The organism is Ideonella sp. P3_A4 (genome assembly GCF_056403075.1).
Map to the genome: position 1 here is coordinate 1 of NZ_JBFUGE010001070.1, position 1,306 is coordinate 1,306.

Below are 1,306 nucleotides of genomic sequence, written 5' to 3' on the forward strand. Positions count from 1 at the left end.
GAACTGGTCACGCCAGTTGTAGGCCACGCGCACCTCGTACTTGTCGTTCTCGTAGAACGCCACCAGGTTGGCGGTGTCGCTCAGGCCCTCCAGTGCGAACTGCTCGCCCAGGCTGCCGTTCTTGTACTTCAGCCCCGAGTTCACATAGGTGTAGTTGGACGACAAGCCGAAGCCGCTGTTGCCGAACATGTGCTGCCAGTTCAGCTCCACCCCATACAGCCGCGCCTTGTGCTGGTTCGAGTAGGTCGTGATCTGGAATGTCGCGACCGGGTCATCCGGCTGGCCGGCGATTGTGCCCACGGAATTGCCGTTGCCATCGACACCGGTCTTCGTCACGCCGCGCGTGCCGTCGTAGTTGGTGAAGATGTAGTTGCGGATGCAGGTCAGGTCGCTGTCGGTACAACCACCTTGCGACACCGCCTCCTGGAACAGCACACCGTTGGCGGGCGTGTGCAGATTGAACGGCGTGCCCTCGACCGTCGTGACCCCAACGTAGTTCGACAGGTTCTTCGCAAAGTAGCCAGCAGCGACATAGCTGCCCTTGGCGTAGTAGTACTCGAGCGACAGGTCGATGTTCTTCGACTTCAGTGGCTTCAGCGCCGGGTTGCCTTGCGAACCGGTGCCGCCATCGATGCGCGCCAGCTGGTTCAGCGTCATGCCGCCCTGGATGTAGTCCCACTGCGGCCGGCCGATGCTCTCGCCGTAGCTGACGCGGGCCTTCAGCTTGCTGGTCAGGTCGGCGTCGAAGTCGATGCTCGGCAGCAAGTAGCTGTAGCTGCCTTTCAACTGGGTGAACGACGGGGCGCCGAAGCCGACGGAGAACTCGTTGTTGGCCGCCCAGGTAATGCCGGTCGCGATCGGTACCAGCGCCTTCGAGGTGACGTCGGTGTGCTCGTAGCGCAGGCCGGCAGACATGCCCATCGGCACGCCCCACTCCCAGTCGGTGCTGTATTGAATGAATGCACTCTGCGACTTCTCGTTCACGCGACGGTCTGTCGAGAAGACGTTGGAAGCGCGGTACAGCGAGTCGTCGCCGGCTGCCTGCGCTGCCAGGGCACGGACTTCTTCGAAGTCCCAGGTGTAGAAGTTGTTGAAGAAGGCCGAGTTGTTGCTGCCGTTGACGCTGCCGAAGTAGCGGCCCATCTTGTCCGCGTGCCAGACACCGTCCGGGTAGTCGCCGGCGTTCGTCGCGCCACCCCACGTGTCGCGCTGCACGTTCGAATACGCCGAGCGGTTGTTCGCATCGGTCAGGCTGACACCGAAGTCCAGCTTCGAGGCGTCCTGGAACTTGTACCGGCCCTTGACT

At 62.3% G+C, this 1,306-nt stretch carries 1 protein-coding gene; it reads right to left on the reverse strand.

The features are described from left to right. On the reverse strand, positions 1–1,306 hold a 1,306-nt coding region (locus AC1DYI_RS35915), incomplete at both ends, for a TonB-dependent receptor domain-containing protein (RefSeq protein WP_477208863.1).